Source organism: Pseudomonas sp. 22515, from assembly GCF_052044625.1.
Lineage (GTDB): Bacteria > Pseudomonadota > Gammaproteobacteria > Pseudomonadales > Pseudomonadaceae > Aquipseudomonas > Aquipseudomonas alloputida.
In genome coordinates this window covers 142767-157065 of record NZ_JBQENN010000005.1, presented here as the reverse complement: position 1 = coordinate 157065, position 14299 = coordinate 142767, and the positions used below count along the sequence as shown (strand labels likewise).

Annotated in this window: 13 protein-coding genes; 12 read left to right on the top strand and 1 reads right to left on the bottom strand. The window is 63.0% G+C overall.

What is annotated here, in order from left to right:
• Nucleotides 1-162: 162 nt before the first annotated feature.
• Nucleotides 163-1053 carry a universal stress protein gene (locus ACTJJN_RS07445; protein ID WP_014756665.1) on the bottom strand — a complete coding sequence of 297 codons (891 nt, stop codon included), beginning with the start codon at nt 1051-1053 and terminating at the stop codon, nt 163-165.
• A 125-nt stretch (nt 1054-1178) separates the two neighbouring features.
• On the opposite strand from ACTJJN_RS07445, the gene hisN reads away from it, so the two are divergent.
• From hisN to ACTJJN_RS07385, 12 genes are all read left to right on the top strand, one after another.
• Nucleotides 1179-1970, top strand: coding sequence for a histidinol-phosphatase (hisN, locus tag ACTJJN_RS07440; RefSeq protein ID WP_440781170.1), 792 nt, complete (start codon nt 1179-1181; stop codon nt 1968-1970).
• A gap of 164 nt (nt 1971-2134) precedes the next feature.
• Complete coding sequence (locus ACTJJN_RS07435) at nt 2135-2866, top strand: hypothetical protein (protein WP_012052361.1); 732 nt, start codon at nt 2135-2137, stop codon at nt 2864-2866.
• Between the two features lie 300 nt (nt 2867-3166).
• Nucleotides 3167-4123, top strand: a complete 957-nt coding sequence (locus ACTJJN_RS07430) for an AraC family transcriptional regulator (protein WP_014859584.1) — start codon at nt 3167-3169, stop codon at nt 4121-4123.
• A gap of 159 nt (nt 4124-4282) precedes the next feature.
• Nucleotides 4283-5641, top strand: a complete 1359-nt coding sequence (benA, locus tag ACTJJN_RS07425; protein WP_004374325.1) for a benzoate 1,2-dioxygenase large subunit — start codon at nt 4283-4285, stop codon at nt 5639-5641.
• Nucleotides 5638-6123 (top strand): benzoate 1,2-dioxygenase small subunit, encoded by a 486-nt coding sequence (gene benB, locus ACTJJN_RS07420; RefSeq protein WP_004374327.1) that lies wholly within the window; start codon nt 5638-5640, stop codon nt 6121-6123. The genes benA and benB overlap by 4 nt, the downstream gene beginning before the upstream one ends.
• 72 nt (nt 6124-6195) lie before the next feature.
• The gene (gene benC, locus ACTJJN_RS07415; protein WP_440781169.1) at nt 6196-7206 is read left to right on the top strand and encodes a benzoate 1,2-dioxygenase electron transfer component BenC; all 1011 of its coding nucleotides are present in this window, start codon (nt 6196-6198) and stop codon (nt 7204-7206) included.
• 193 nt (nt 7207-7399) lie between these two features.
• Complete coding sequence (locus ACTJJN_RS07410; RefSeq protein WP_004374331.1) at nt 7400-8161, top strand: 1,6-dihydroxycyclohexa-2,4-diene-1-carboxylate dehydrogenase; 762 nt, start codon at nt 7400-7402, stop codon at nt 8159-8161.
• 57 nt (nt 8162-8218) lie between these two features.
• On the top strand, nt 8219-9547 hold the full coding sequence (locus tag ACTJJN_RS07405; protein ID WP_440781168.1) for an MFS transporter: 1329 nt from the start codon (nt 8219-8221) through the stop codon (nt 9545-9547).
• A 29-nt stretch (nt 9548-9576) separates the two neighbouring features.
• Nucleotides 9577-10491, top strand: coding sequence for a catechol 1,2-dioxygenase (catA, locus tag ACTJJN_RS07400; RefSeq protein WP_440781167.1), 915 nt, complete (start codon nt 9577-9579; stop codon nt 10489-10491).
• A 125-nt stretch (nt 10492-10616) separates the two neighbouring features.
• Nucleotides 10617-11816 (top strand): benzoate/H(+) symporter BenE family transporter, encoded by a 1200-nt coding sequence (locus ACTJJN_RS07395; RefSeq protein ID WP_144000094.1) that lies wholly within the window; start codon nt 10617-10619, stop codon nt 11814-11816.
• A 54-nt stretch (nt 11817-11870) separates the two neighbouring features.
• Nucleotides 11871-13121, top strand: a complete 1251-nt coding sequence (locus ACTJJN_RS07390; RefSeq protein WP_012052355.1) for an OprD family porin — start codon at nt 11871-11873, stop codon at nt 13119-13121.
• A 74-nt stretch (nt 13122-13195) separates the two neighbouring features.
• Entirely contained in the window at nt 13196-14275 is a 1080-nt protein-coding gene (locus tag ACTJJN_RS07385) for a metal-dependent hydrolase (RefSeq protein ID WP_004576269.1), read from the top strand.
• Nucleotides 14276-14299: the final 24 nt, after the last annotated feature.

Below are 14299 nucleotides of genomic sequence, written 5' to 3'. Positions count from 1 at the left end.
GGCACTGGTGTACCAGATACCAGCGAAGATAAAGCGTCAGTGACAACAGTGCCTGCAGGGCACTGCGAAGGGGCCGACAGGTTAGAAGCTGCTCTGTGGGTGCAAGTGCCTCTTCGCAGTACAAGGTTATTCCTGCCTGGCCCCTGGGCAGGCTGCTGAAGCTCAGCGAACAGCCTTGATCGCCAGCACATTGCACAGCGGGTGTTCCAGCACATGCGCCGTTGTCCCGCCCAGGAATGTCTGCATGGCGTCATGCCTATGGCTGCCCATGACGATCACGTCCACCCGGTTGTGGCCGACGAACTGGGCAATGGCCCTGATCGCGGCCCCTTCGAGGAAGTGCCGGCGCTCCAGCGGGATCTGGTGATGGTCGCCCAGGCGGTTGAACGCCGCCCGCTGCGCGGTTCGCACACTGCTGTCGAAGCCGGGCATGGTGACCGTACCGGCGCCGAAGTCGGCGATGTGGGTCTTGGCCGCGTCGCACACATGCAGCAGGTGCAGTTCGGCGTTGCACTGCAGGGCCAGGTCATGGGCGCAGTGGATGACCTGCTCGTCCAGGTGCTCGCCAGCGCCATGGCTGTTCAGGTCCACCGCAGCAGCGATCTGCCGTGGCAGGGGCAGGCGAATGTCGCTGACCAGGTGCACGGCGACCGGGCTGTCCTTGAGCAACTGCCAGTCCAGCGGCGTGACCAGCAGGCGTTTGAGTACGGGCTCGTGCTGTACGTCCTTGACCAGCAGATCGCAGCCCAGCCGTTCGACCCGTTCCAGTACGCTGCCCAGCGGGTCGCGGGTCAACAACAGCTCGGTGGACACGTCCACGCCGGCATCGCTCAGCTGTTCGGCCTCATCCGCCAGCCATTGGCGGTTGTCGCTGAGCAGCCGCTCACGCTCACGACCATCGCTCATCAAGCCAAAAGTGTCGACGTCGTCGACGAACACATTGATATCCAGCAGGGCACCGCTGGACTCTGCCAACGCCGCCGCGCGTTGCAGCGCAGGCGTATGACGCATTTGCGGGCCGAGCATGACGAACAGACGTTTGAACTGGCTCATCGCACACCTCCACGTGTGGCAGCCCCCCGGTGACCTGATCAGTTTCAGTCTAGACTGCCGCAGCGTACACCGGGGCGATGTGTCGGGTATGATGCGTGCCCCATCATTGTCACGAGGCCCGTCCCATGTCCCTGAGTGCTGAACAGATCGTTGAGTATCGCGCCTTTGCCGAGCAATTGGCCGATGCTGCCGCTGCAGCGATCGCGCCGTACTTCCGCGCCAGCCTGGATGTCGAGGACAAGGGCGGGCGTCTGTACGACCCGGTGACCGTGGCCGACAAGGCCGCTGAAGACGCCATGCGTGAGTTGATCCAGGCACGTTACCCCGAGCACGGCATTCTTGGCGAAGAGGCCGGCGTTGCAGTGGGCAGCAGCCCGTTGACCTGGGTGCTCGACCCGATCGATGGCACCCGCGCCTTCATTACTGGCTTGCCACTATGGGGCACGTTGATCGCGCTGAACGACGGCACGCAGCCGGTGGTGGGGGTGATGAACCAGCCGTTCACCGGCGAACGTTTCGTCGGCACCCCGGAAGGCGCCTGGCGCAGCGGCACACCGCTGCAGACCCGTGCCTGCGCCGACCTGGCGTCGGCCACGCTGATGTGCACCACGCCGGACATGTTCGACACCGCCGAGCGCAAGGCGGCATTCGAAGCGGTCGCCGGCAAGGCGCGATTGATGCGGTACGGCGGTGATTGCTATGCCTACTGCATGCTGGCCTCGGGCTTTGTCGACGTGATTGTCGAAGCGAGCCTTCAGCCGTATGACGTACAGGCACTGATGCCGATCATCGAAGGGGCGGGTGGCGTGATCACGGCGTGGGATGGCAGTTCGGCGCAGGATGGCGGGTGCGTGGTGGCCTGTGGTGACCCTGCGCTGCATGCGCAGGTGCTGGAGATGCTGCGCCACGCCATGTGATCCGGGCTCGTCGGCCCTGGCCTCTNGGAGCGGGTTCACCCGCGAAGAGGCCGCCACAGGTTTGCATTCTCTCCAGCCACCGCACTTTTTCCCATTTTCGGGCTCTATGCTTGGCCAGGCCGCGCTGACTCCCAGCGCAGCCGCCGAATATCGACCCGGTGCCGATGGTTGCAAGCTACCCGAATTTCCTCCCCCGCCTGCTTCTGACAAGTGCCCTGGCATGCCTGTGCGCCTGTACGCAGCAGCAGGGCCGTGACATGGTCAACCAGCTCGGCAACGGTAAACCCAGCGAGCTGTTCCAGACCAGCGTCGACCGCCTGGCCACGCTGTCGATGCGCGACAACCTGCAAAGCCTGTACCTGCTGATGAACAAGCTGTACCTGCGCAACCCCAGCCAGTGGAAGATGTCTGGTTACCTGGACGCCGCCACTGCCGAGCGACAGATCCGCATTGCCATCGAACAGCGCCGGCCGCTGCCACAACTGGGCAACCGCCGTGACCTTGCAGCCTTGAGCTACGCCCTGAGCCCCGAGTTTCGCGGGGACCGGGTCGGCGCCTTCATCTACGCCATTGGCAGCATGCTGATCACCGCGCATGGCGGGCGTACCGAGTTCTACATGACCGATACCATCGACCCCCTGTTCGTCAACAACGCCGCGCGCAATATCGAGAAGGCAACATGGATGCTCAGCCAGCGGCAAGATGCCAATGGGGTGTTGCTGCTGTTCTCGAACGAGATCTCGGAGGAGGGCAGCAACCTGAGTTTTGCCGTTGAATTCGGCAAGATCGTCGCGCGGCTGGACTTGCTGGCCGAGTTGCTGGATGAGCGTTATCGGCGCATAGGCTTGAATTACGCGCAGAGCCTGTTGCTGATGAACTTCCTGCCGGTGCAGTGAATGACGGTCGTTGCAGGAGCGCTTGTTCCGCCGTCACGTGCAGGCCACGCGAGTACCGGAAGATACTGTTCGATAAACGAACACGCATGACGCCTGACCTGTCCGCTATCCGCCCAGCCAATCCCATCGTTGCATTGCCCAACCCCCGCCTTTTTGCTGTAGTGTCCCCTATCCGCCGGCTGTCGCCTGCCCCTGCGACGCGCTGCCAGCCCGATAGAATGACCGTGATGACCGCAACCACAGCCCACAAGGCGGTAGGGCGCGGCGACCAGAACAATAACGATACCGAGTGCCTTGCCTATGGAAAGCCGCCTGCTGAGCGAGCGCAGTAGCGTGTTTCACCACGCCGACCCTTACGCTGTGTCCGATTATGTGAACCAGCATGTAGGCCAGCATTGCATCGGTTTGTCCCGCACCACCCACCCCCAGGCCAGCCTCAGCCATCGCAAGTTCGCCGAGCTCGACCTGTGCCGTATCAGCTATGGCGGCAGTGTTCGCGTGACGTCGCCTGCGCTGGAAACCATCTACCACCTGCAAGTCTTGCTCAATGGCAACTGCCTGTGGCGCGGGCACAAGCGCGAGCAGCACCTGGTGCCGGGCGAATTGCTGCTGATCAACCCGGACGACCCGGTTGACCTGACTTACTCAGAAGACTGCGAGAAGTTCATCCTCAAGGTGCCAACCCGGCTGCTGGACTCGATCTGCGATGAACAGCGCTGGCAGCGGCCTGATGGGGGCGTGCGGTTCTTGCGCAATCATTACCGGCTGGAGGAGCTGGATGGCTTCGTCAACCTGCTGGCCATGGTTTGCCACGAGGCGGAAGTGAGCGATTCGCTGCCAAGAGTGCAGGGCCATTACAGCCAGATTGTCGCCAGCAAGCTGCTGACCCTGATGAGCACCAACATCCGCCGGGAGAGCCTCAGCTCACCGGGTGCAAGCCTGGAGCGGATCATCGACTACATCGACCGCAACCTTAAGTTCGAGCTGACAGCGGAGGCGCTGGCGGAGCAGGCGTGCATGAGCCTGCGCTCGTTGTATGCGCTGTTCGACCGGCACCTGCAGACCACACCCAAGCAGTACGTGCGACAACGCAAGCTGGAACAGGTGCGTGCCTGCCTGGGCGATGCCAGTTGCTCGGTACGTAGCGTGACCGAACTGGCCATGGATTATGGTTTTCTGCACCTCGGGCGCTTCTCCGAGGTGTATCGACAGCAGTTTGGCGAATTGCCGTCCGAAACCTTGCGCAACCGGCGTTAAACCGTACCGGTCTCTCGCGGGTACGCCCGCGAAGAGACGCTTGAACCTGTCACCTCAACCTGCACAAAACGGATAGCACCCCGCACAAACCGGATATTGCGACCCAATCCCAGCCTCTAACCTGACCAGGTCTAAACAATAACAAGGGAGACCCTGGCCATGTCCCTGGGATTCGACTACCTCAATGCCATGCTCGAGGACGACCGTGAAAAGGGCATCTACCGCTGCAAGCGGGAGATGTTCACCGACCCACGGTTGTTCGACCTGGAAATGAAACACATCTTCGAGGGCAACTGGATCTACCTGGCCCACGAAAGCCAGATCCCCGAGAAGAATGACTTCCTCACCCTGACCATGGGGCGCCAGCCAATTTTCATCGCGCGCAACAAGGACGGTGAGCTCAATGCCTTCCTCAACGCCTGCAGTCACCGCGGTGCCATGCTGTGCCGGCACAAGCGCGGCAACCGTTCCAGCTATACCTGCCCGTTCCACGGCTGGACGTTCAACAACAGCGGCAAACTGCTGAAGGTGAAAGACCCCAGCAACGCCGGCTACCCCGACAGCTTCAACTGCGACGGCTCCCACGACCTGACCAAGGTGGCACGCTTCGAGTCGTACCGGGGCTTTTTGTTCGGCAGCCTGAACGCCGACGTGAAACCGCTGGTCGAGCACCTGGGCGAGTCAGCGAAGATCATCGACATGATCGTCGATCAGTCGCCTGAAGGCCTGGAAGTGCTGCGCGGTGCCAGCTCGTACATCTACGAAGGCAACTGGAAGCTCACCGCCGAAAACGGCGCTGACGGCTACCACGTAAGCTCCGTGCACTGGAACTACGCCGCCACCCAGAACCAGCGCAAGCAGCGCGAGGCGGGTGACGAGATCAAGACCATGAGTGCGGGTGCCTGGGCCAAGCAGGGCGGCGGTTTCTATTCCTTCGACCACGGCCACCTGCTGCTGTGGACCCGCTGGGCCAACCCGGAAGACCGCCCGGCCTATGAGCGCCGCGACCAACTGGCCGCCGACTTCGGCCAGGCACGCGCCGACTGGATGATCGAAAACTCGCGCAACCTGTGCCTGTACCCCAACGTGTACCTGATGGACCAGTTCAGCTCGCAGATCCGCGTCGCCCGGCCCATTTCGGTGAACAAGACCGAAATCACCATCTACTGCATCGCGCCGAAAGGCGAGAGCGCCGATGCCCGCGCCAAGCGTATCCGCCAGTACGAAGACTTCTTCAACGTCAGCGGCATGGCCACCCCGGACGACCTGGAAGAATTCCGCTCGTGCCAGACCGGCTATGGCGGCGGCACCGGCTGGAACGACATGTCCCGCGGCGCCAAACACTGGGTCGAAGGCGCCGATGAGGCAGCCAAGGAGATTGAACTCGAACCCCTGCTGTCGGGCGTGCGCACCGAGGACGAAGGCCTGTTCGTGCTGCAGCACAAGTACTGGCAGGACACCATGATCCAGGCCCTCAAGGACGAACAGCAGCTGATCCCCGTGGAGGCCGTGCAATGAGCCTGTATGAAACCGTGCGCGACTTCCTGTACCGCGAAGCGCGCTACCTGGACGATGCCCAGTGGGACCAGTGGCTGGAACTGTACGCCAGCGATGCCAGCTTCTGGATGCCGAGCTGGGACGATGACGACACCCTCACCGAAGACCCACAAAGCGAAATTTCGCTGATTTGGTACGGCAACCGTGGCGGCCTGGAAGACCGCGTGTTCCGCATCAAGACCGAGCGCTCCAGTGCGACCGTGCCCGACACCCGCACCTCGCACAACATCAGCAACATCGAGATCGTCGAGCAGGGCGAGGGCAGCTGCCAGGTGCGTTTCAACTGGCACACCCTGAGCTTCCGCTACAAGACCACCGACAGTTACTTCGGCACCAGCTTCTACACCCTCGACCTGCGCGGCGAGCAGCCGCTGATCAAGGCCAAGAAGGTGGTGCTGAAGAACGACTACGTCCGCCAGGTCATCGACATCTACCACATCTGATACTGGGTTTTGCGAGCATTGCCCGGTGCGTCTTGTGACGCGCCGTGGCCCGGCTCGCCCGCGAGGTGCAACATGAGCTACCAGATCGCACTGAATTTCGAAGACGGGGTTACCCGTTTCATTGAGGCCACCGGTCAGGAAACCGTGGCCGACGCCGCTTACCGCCAAGGCATAAACATTCCGCTGGACTGCCGTGACGGCGCTTGCGGGACCTGCAAGTGCAAGGCTGAGTCCGGTCATTATGACCTTGGCGACAACTTCATCGAAGACGCCTTGAGCGAAGACGAAATCGCCGAAGGCTACGTGCTGACGTGCCAGATGCGCGCCGAAAGCGACTGCGTCATCCGCATCCCGGCTTCGTCGCAGCTGTGCAAGACCGAGCAGGCCAGTTTCGAGGCCGCCATCAGCGATGTCCGCCAGCTGTCAGTCAGCACCATTGCCCTGTCGATCAAGGGGGAGGCCCTGAGCCGTCTGGCCTTCCTGCCGGGGCAGTATGTCAACCTCAAGGTGCCGGGCAGCGAGCAGAGCCGGGCCTACTCGTTCAGCTCGCTGCAGAAGGACGGCGAAGTCAGCTTCCTGATCCGCAACGTACCAGGTGGGCTAATGAGCAGCTTCCTGACCAACCTTGCCAAAGCCGGCGACAACCTGAGCCTGGCCGGACCGTTGGGCAGCTTCTATCTGCGGCCAATCCAGCGCCCGCTGTTGCTGTTGGCCGGTGGTACCGGGCTGGCACCGTTCACCGCAATGCTGGAAAAGATCGCCGAGCAGGGCAGTGAGCACCCGTTGCACCTGATCTACGGCGTGACCAACGACTTTGACCTGGTCGAACTCGACCGCCTGCAAGCGCTGGCGGCACGTATCCCCAACTTCACCTACAGCGCCTGCGTCGCCAACCCGGACAGCCAGTACCCGCAAAAGGGCTATGTCACCCAGCACATCGAGCCACGCCACCTCAATGACGGCGATGTGGACGTCTACCTGTGCGGGCCGCCCCCCATGGTGGAAGCGGTCAGCCAGTACGTGCGCGAACAGGGCATTACCCCGGCCAACTTCTACTACGAGAAGTTTGCGGCTGCGGCCTGACAGCCCCTCTGATTCAAAGCAATACGCCGACCCTGTGGGAGCGGGCGAGCCCGCGAAGCAGGCAGCGCGGTGGATGGCACGGGTTTCGCCCGTGTTCGCGGGCATGCCCGCTCCCACAGTGATCGCGCAGCCTTTCCGGCTTTGAGCAAGACAATTGCTGCCACAGGGTCTCTCGCGAACTGGAGATTTGCATATGAACAACAGATTCCAAGGCAAGGTCGCCCTGGTCACCGGTGCCGCTCAAGGCATCGGCCGGGGTGTGTGCTGGCGGCTCAAGGCCGAAGGTGCGCAAGTGGTGGCCGTAGACCGTTCCGAACTGGTCCACGAGCTGGCCGGCGAAGGCATGCTCACCCTCACCGCCGACCTGGAGCAACACACCGATTGCGCCCGGGTCATGGCCAGTGCGGTGGAAACCTTCGGCCGCCTCGACATCTTGGTCAACAACGTCGGCGGCACCATCTGGGCCAAGCCTTTCGAGCACTACGATGTCGAGCAGATCGAGGCCGAAGTGCGCCGTTCGCTATTCCCGACACTGTGGTGCTGCCATGCCGCGCTGCCCTACATGCTTGAGCGTGGCAGCGGCGTCATCGTCAACGTTTCGTCCATCGCCACCCGTGGCGTCAACCGTGTGCCCTATGGCGCGGCCAAAGGCGGCGTCAATGCGCTCACCGCCTGCCTGGCCTTCGAAACGGCTGGCCGTGGGATCCGTGTCAACGCCACCGCGCCGGGTGGCACCGAAGCGCCGCCCCGGCGCGTACCCCGCAACAGTGCAGCGCAAACCGAGCAGGAAAAGCACTGGTACCAGCAGATCGTCGACCAGACCCTCGACAGCAGCCTGATGCACCGCTACGGCAGCATCGACGAGCAGGTGGGGGCCATTCTGTTCCTCGCGTCCGACGAAGCCTCGTACATCACCGGCGTGACCCTCCCGGTTGGGGGCGGCGACCTCGGCTGAACTGCAACCTCAAGGCAAAAGCTTTCTTCCAAAACAAAAACAAGAGCGACAGATGCCATGCGAACCCTTGATGTACACCCGATCATCGACAATGCGCGCTTTTCCCCGTTTCACTGGATGGTCATGGCCTGGTGCGGCCTGCTGCTGATTTTCGACGGCTATGACCTGTTCATCTACGGTGTGGTACTGCCGGTCATCATGAAAGAGTGGGGCCTGACCCCGTTGCAGGCTGGTGCACTGGGCAGCTATGCGCTGTTCGGCATGATGTTCGGCGCCCTGGCCTTCGGCAGCCTGGCCGACCGCATCGGGCGCAAGAAGGGCATTGCCATCTGTTTCGCCTTGTTCTCGGGGGCGACCATCCTCAACGGCTTTGCCAGCAGCCCGAGCGAGTTTGGCATCTACCGCTTCATCGCCGGCCTGGGCTGTGGTGGCCTGATGCCCAACGCCGTGGCACTGATGAACGAATACGCGCCCAAGCGCCTGCGCAGCACGCTGGTGGCGATCATGTTCAGTGGCTATTCGCTGGGCGGCATGCTGTCGGCAGGTGTCGGCATTTTCATGCTGCCGCGTTTTGGCTGGGAGTCGATGTTCTTCGCCGCAGCGGTGCCTCTGCTGCTGTTACCAGTGATTCTTTACTACCTGCCTGAATCCATCGGCTTCTTGGTGCGCCAAGGCCGTATCGAGGAAGCACGCACATTGCTCAAACGGCTGGACCCGGACTGCGATGTCCAGGCCGATGATGTGCTTCAGGCGGCCGACCGCAAAGGCAGCGGCGCTTCGGTGCTGGAACTGTTCCGCAATGGCCTGGCGATTCGCACCCTGGCGCTGTGGGTTGCGTTCTTCTGCTGCCTGCTGATGGTCTACGCCCTGAGTTCCTGGCTGCCAAAGCTGATGGCCAACGCCGGCTACAGCCTGGGCTCAAGCCTGTCATTCCTGCTGGCCCTGAACTTTGGCGGCATGGCCGGGGCAATCCTCGGCGGCGGGCTGGGCGACCGCTACAACCTGGTCAAGGTGAAGGTGGCGTTCTTCATTGCCGCCGCACTGTCGATCAGCCTGCTGGGGGTGAACAGCCCGATGCCGGTGCTGTACCTGCTGATCTTCATTGCCGGCGCCACCACCATTGGTACGCAGATTCTGCTGTATGCCGGCGCGGCGCAGATGTACGGCCTGTCGGTGCGCTCTACCGGCCTGGGCTGGGCCTCGGGCATCGGCCGTAATGGCGCCATCGTCGGCCCGCTGCTGGGCGGTGCGCTGATGGGCATCAACCTGCCACTTCAACTCAATTTCATCGCCTTCGCCATTCCTGGCGCCATCGCCGCGCTGGCCATGGCCGTGCACCTGGCCAGTGGTCGGCGCCACGCCCAGGCCCTGGCGGCGCAGGCCTGAACCGAACAGAACAAGACGAGGTAACCCCCATGACCGTGAACATTTCCCATACTGCCGAGGTACAGCAGTTCTTCGAGCAGGCCGCAGGCTTTGGTAATGCGGCCGGCAACCCACGCCTCAAACGCATCGTGCAGCGCCTGCTGCAGGATACCGCGCGGCTGATCGAAGACCTGGACATCAGCGAAGACGAGTTCTGGCACGCCGTCGACTACCTCAACCGCCTGGGCGGTCGTGGCGAGGCTGGGCTGCTGGTGGCGGGGCTGGGCATCGAACACTTCCTCGACCTGCTGCAGGATGCCAAGGACCAGGAGGCAGGGCGCGTTGGCGGTACCCCACGCACCATCGAAGGCCCGTTGTACGTGGCTGGCGCACCGATTGCCCAAGGTGAAGTGCGCATGGACGACGGCAGCGAGGAGGGCGTGGCCACGGTGATGTTCCTGGAAGGCCAGGTGCTGGGCCCGCACGGACACCCGCTGCCGGGTGCCACGGTCGACCTGTGGCATGCCAATACCCGTGGTACCTATTCGTTCTTCGACCCAAGCCAGTCGGCGTACAACCTGCGTCGGCGCATCGTTACCGATGCCCAAGGGCGTTACCGCGCGCGCTCCATCGTGCCATCGGGCTATGGCTGCGACCCGCAGGGGCCAACCCAGGAGTGCCTGGACCTGCTGGGCCGTCATGGCCAGCGCCCGGCGCATGTGCACTTCTTTATCTCGGCGCCCGGGTACCGGCACCTGACCACGCAGATAAACCTGTCGGGGGACAAGTACCTGTGGGATGACTTTGCCTGTGCCACACGGGACGGGCTGGTCGGGGAGGTGGTGTTCGTCGAAGGGCCGGAGGGTCGGCATGCCGAGCTGAAGTTCGATTTCCAGTTGCAGCAGGCCCAGGGCGGTGCCGATGAGCAGCGCAGCGGGCGGCCGCGGGCTTTGCAGGAGGCCTGATCCACCGAGTGGGCTTTTCGCGGGCATGCCCGCTCCCACAGGNGGGAGCGGGCAAGCCCGCGAAGCAGCCAACACCCAAACAAGAGCCCGCCACAAAGGCCGGCCGCTGGCTTGCGAGAAGCTTCATGAAAACGCTGATCAAGGACTGCTCTGTGTCGGCCATCGTCGCCGGTAGCATTGCCACGACGATCTCTTACGCCGGCCCGTTGGTGATCATTTTCCACGCCGCCGAAGCGGCCGGCCTGTCGCACCAGCAGTTGTCATCCTGGGTCTGGGCCGTGTCCATGGGCAGTGCGGTGCTCGGTGCGCTGCTCAGCCTGCGCTACCGCGTGCCGGTAGTGATCGCCTGGTCGATCCCGGGGTCGGCGCTGTTGGTCACCGCCTTGCCGCAACTGGGCCTGGCGCAGGCCGTGGGCGCCTACCTGGTGGCCAACCTGGTCCTGCTGCTGATCGGCATCAGCGGGGCCTTCGACCGCATCATCGCGCGCCTGCCGGGTTCTATCGCTGCCGGTATGCAGGCCGGGATCCTGTTCAGTTTTGGCATCGAGGTGTTCCGCGCCTTGCCGGTGCAACCGCTGCTGGTACTGGCGATGTTCGTCACCTACGTGCTGATGCGTCGGGTGCAGCCGCGCTATGCCGTGGCTGCGGTGCTGGGCGTGGGCATGCTGGTGACCGTGGCCGGCGGTACGTTGCGCAGCGAGGCACTGGTGCTGGAACTGGCCTCACCCCAGTGGGTCACCCCCCAGTTCAGCCTGTCGGCGGTATTCAGCCTGGCGCTGCCGATGGTGCTGGTGGCGCTGACCGGGCAATTCATGCCGGGTATGGCGGTACTGCGCAACGCTGGCTACCCCACGCCGGCCAGCCCGCTGATCAGCGCCAGTGCCCTGGCTGGGGCGCTTCTGGCGCCGTTCGGTTGCCACGGGCTGAACCTGGCGGCGGTTACCGCCAGCCTGTGCACCGGCCATGAAGCCCATGAAAACCCGCAACGGCGCTATGTGGCCGCGGTGGCTGGCAGTGTGTTGTACCTGCTACTGGGCATTGCCGGGGCCACCTTGATGTCGCTGTTCGCCGCCTTTCCCGCCGTCCTGATCGCGGCCCTGGCCGGTTTGGCCCTGTATGGCGCCATCAGCGAAGCCCTGGTCCGCAGCCTGGCAGAACCGGCCGAGCGCGACGCCGGGCTGTTCACCTTCCTGGTCACCGCTTCGGGGGTGGCTTTCCTGGGCCTGTCGGCGGCGTTCTGGGGGCTGCTGTTCGGCCTGCTGGCGCACGCGCTGCTGAGGCTGCGCCAACCACGTGCCCGGGAGGTGCTGCGCCGTACCCCATGAACTGCCGTTTTTCCAACGCTTTACCCATAAAAACAAGATCAAGAGAGCTTCGGAATGAACCACACCCCTTGCGTTGCCCTGGGCCTGACACTGCTCAGCCAGCCACTGCTGGCTGCCGAAGGCGGCTTCTTCGAGGACTCGAAGGCCACCCTGAGTGCCCGTAACTACTACTTCAGCCGCGATTTTTCCGACATTGTCGGGGCCAACAAACAGTCCAAGGCCGAGGAGTGGGCCCAGGGTTTCATCCTCGACTTCAAAAGTGGCTACACCCCGGGCCCGGTCGGCTTTGGCGTGGACGCCCTGGGCTTGCTGGGGATCAAGCTGGACAGCAGTCCAGACCGCACCAACACCGGCCTGTTGCCGGTGCATGGCGACGGCCGTGCTGCCGATGAGTACAGCCGCCTGGCGCCGACCTTCAAGGCGCGGATATCAAAAACCGAACTGCGTGCAGGTGAACTGCAACCGAACCTGCCGGTGCTGACCTTCAGTGATATTCGCCTGTTGCCACCCACCTATCAGGGCGTGAGTTTGAGTTCGGCAGAAATCGACGGGCTGACTATGCAGGCCGGGCACTTGAAAAGCACCCACCTGCGCAACGAAGGTGGCGACGGCAAGATGAACGCGATGCTCGGCCATGTGCCGATGCGACAGGCCGAAAGCGACGCGTTCAACTATGTGGGAGGGGACTATGCGTTCAATGCCAACCAGAGCAGCGTCAGCCTTTGGTACGGTCAGCTGGAGGACATCTACCAACAAGGCTTTGTTGGCCTGAAGCACAGCAAACCCGTCGGGGACTGGGTACTCAGCGCCAACCTGGGTTATTTCACCGCGCGTGAGCAAGGCGATGCGCTGCTGGGCAACATCGACAACCAGGCGTTCTTCTCGCTGTTCACTGCCCGGCATGGCGGGCACAGCTTCCACGCCGGCTACCAGGGCATTTATGGCGATAGCCCGTTCCCACGGGTATTCGCCAACATCTCGCCGCTGGGCAACGAGGTGCCGACCTATGAGTTTGCCTACACCGACGAACGTTCGTACCAGGTGCGTTACGACTACAACTTCGCCGCCATGGGCGTGCCGGGCCTGACAGCGACTGTGCGCTACATAACCGGTAACAATGTCGACACCGGGCTGGGTTACGAAGGGCGTGACCGCGAGCGTGACCTGGATATCGGCTATGCGGTGCAGAGCGGGGCACTGAAAGGGTTGGGGATACGGGTGAGGAACGCCATGGCGCGCTCCAACTACCGCAGTGATATCGACGAGAACCGCCTGACGCTGGTGTACACCTGGCAGCTGTTCTGAGCCTTCCAGGAGAATTGCGCATCAGGGGTGTATGGGGGTAGCGTGCGGAAACGACTCTTTCAGGAATCCCCACCTTGGACTCCATCACCCAAGCCGTACTCGGCGCGGCGCTGCAAGGGACCGTGCTCGGGCGCATCCAGGGCCGACGCTCGCTGCTGTATGGTGCAGCACTGGGCACGCTGCCGGACCTGGATGTGATCATTCGCTATGCCGACCCGGTGTCGCAGATGACTTATCATCGCGGCTTCTCTCACTCGTTGTTCGTGCTCACCGGCCTGGCCTTGCTGTTGGCCTGGCTGGTCAACAGGCGCTGGCCCGGCAAGGGGTATACCTTGCCCAGGCTTTTTTTGGCGTTCTGGCTGGTATTGGTAACCCATCCGGTGCTCGACGCCTTCACGGTTTACGGCACGCAGTTGTTCTGGCCTTTGCACACCACCCCGGAAAGCTGGGCGGCGGTGTTCATTATCGACCCGGTCTACACCGTGCCGCTGCTGGCTGCGGTGGTCTTCACCCTCATGAAGGGCGTGACCCGCAGGGCTACCCGCCTGCTGACCATGGCCCTGGTGTTCAGTACCTGCTACCTGGGTTTCGGCCTGGCGGGGCGCATGGCTGCCGAGCAGCGCTTCCAGTCGGCACTGGACCAGCAAGGTATCGTCGTGAGCGAGGTACGTGCCGTGCCGATGGCATTCAACAGCCTGGTCTGGCGGGTGTTGGCCAAGGCCCCGGATGGCGATTACTACGAAGGCATCAGCAGCGTGCTCGACCAGCAACCACCCGAAATGCAACGCTTGTCGCGCAATCTGGAACTGGCGCAAGCACTGAACAATGACCCTTTGCACCAGCGCTTGCGCTGGTTCACCGATGACTGGCTGCGTTATGACCAGATTGGCGACGCACTGGTGGTCACCGACCTGCGCATGGGTATCCCGGGGAATTACACCTTCCGTTTCAACATGGCTCAGCGCGATCATCAAGGGCAGTGGAGGGTCGGTGTCCCTTCGCCGTGGCGAGGCAGCGGGCCTGGCTCGCTGTTCAACGCTCAAGAGCTGATGCTTATCTGGCGACGCATTGTCGACCAGCAGCCGCCACTGCCGCTGGCTAACTGGACCGATCGCTACCTCGGGCAAACGGAAGCTGCAAGGCAGCCCCACTAGATCAGGAACCTTGCATTGCCTGAA

Coding starts and splice junctions, on each gene's coding strand:
- ACTJJN_RS07445 (WP_014756665.1), bottom strand. CDS start 1,053: ATGAGCCAGTTCAAACGTCTGTTCGTCATGCTCGGCCCGCAAATGCGT.
- hisN (WP_440781170.1), top strand. CDS start 1,179: ATGTCCCTGAGTGCTGAACAGATCGTTGAGTATCGCGCCTTTGCCGAG.
- ACTJJN_RS07435 (WP_012052361.1), top strand. CDS start 2,135: ATGGTTGCAAGCTACCCGAATTTCCTCCCCCGCCTGCTTCTGACAAGT.
- ACTJJN_RS07430 (WP_014859584.1), top strand. CDS start 3,167: ATGGAAAGCCGCCTGCTGAGCGAGCGCAGTAGCGTGTTTCACCACGCC.
- benA (WP_004374325.1), top strand. CDS start 4,283: ATGTCCCTGGGATTCGACTACCTCAATGCCATGCTCGAGGACGACCGT.
- benB (WP_004374327.1), top strand. CDS start 5,638: ATGAGCCTGTATGAAACCGTGCGCGACTTCCTGTACCGCGAAGCGCGC.
- benC (WP_440781169.1), top strand. CDS start 6,196: ATGAGCTACCAGATCGCACTGAATTTCGAAGACGGGGTTACCCGTTTC.
- ACTJJN_RS07410 (WP_004374331.1), top strand. CDS start 7,400: ATGAACAACAGATTCCAAGGCAAGGTCGCCCTGGTCACCGGTGCCGCT.
- ACTJJN_RS07405 (WP_440781168.1), top strand. CDS start 8,219: ATGCGAACCCTTGATGTACACCCGATCATCGACAATGCGCGCTTTTCC.
- catA (WP_440781167.1), top strand. CDS start 9,577: ATGACCGTGAACATTTCCCATACTGCCGAGGTACAGCAGTTCTTCGAG.
- ACTJJN_RS07395 (WP_144000094.1), top strand. CDS start 10,617: ATGAAAACGCTGATCAAGGACTGCTCTGTGTCGGCCATCGTCGCCGGT.
- ACTJJN_RS07390 (WP_012052355.1), top strand. CDS start 11,871: ATGAACCACACCCCTTGCGTTGCCCTGGGCCTGACACTGCTCAGCCAG.